This window comes from Methylobacterium aquaticum (genome assembly GCF_001043915.1).
Taxonomy (GTDB): Bacteria; Pseudomonadota; Alphaproteobacteria; order Rhizobiales; family Beijerinckiaceae; genus Methylobacterium; species Methylobacterium aquaticum.
This window is the reverse complement of the sequence record NZ_LABX01000250.1, coordinates 1-786: the sequence shown is the minus strand read 5'-3', so window position 1 is coordinate 786 and position 786 is coordinate 1. Positions and strand designations below refer to the sequence as shown.

The following is a 786-nucleotide window of genomic DNA, read 5'->3' as shown; positions in this document are numbered from 1 at the left end:
GCCGGGGCGCGCAACGCCATCGACGCGAAGACCGACGCCACCGTGACCGATAGCGGCCTGACGGCGACAGGCCCGGTGAGCCTCGCGGCGAATGCCGATACGGCGATCGGGGCGAGCATCGACGCGGTGGCCGCCTCGATCGGCGGGGCCGGTGCCGCCGGTGTCGGCGTGGCGATCGGCGTCGCGGCGGCGACCAACCAGATCGGCAGCGAGGTCCAGGCGACCCTGTCCGGCTCGTCGCTCGACACGACCGGTGCGCTCAGCGTCAGCGCCCTGTCGCAGCAGGCGATCAAGGCCCAGGTCGTTGCGGCCTCGGCGTCGATCGGCGGCGCTGGCGCGGCCGGCGTCGGGGCGGCGGCGGCCGGCGTCGGCGTCACCAACACGATCAACTCCGTCACCCGCGCCATCATCGACGGGGACGGGGCGACCGGGATCGCAGCCGGCGGCGTGGCGCTCGACGCCTCGGACCGGTTGAGCATCCGCGCGCTCGCCGGATCGGCCTCCCTCGGCGGCGCCGGCGGCGGGGCCGCGGGCGTGGCGGTGGCGGTCGGCTTCACGCTCGCCCTCAACACCGTGTCGGGCACGGTCGAGGCGGCGATCCGCAACGCCGATACCGGCGTCACCGCCCGGTCCGGCGACGTGAGCGTCACGGCGAGCCGGGCCGGCAGCATCGATGCGGCCGCCGCCGCGGCCGCCCTGACGGTGGCGGGTGGCGGCGCCGCCGGCGTCGGGGTGTCGGGTGGCGGCGCGGGTGCGTCGAACGTCATCCTCGGCTCGGTCGACGCG

General features: G+C 77.0%; 1 protein-coding gene. It reads left to right on the top strand.

The features are described 5' to 3' along the window. Positions 1–786: hypothetical protein (locus tag VP06_RS27540; RefSeq protein ID WP_048467001.1), on the top strand; the 786-nt coding region annotated here is incomplete at both ends.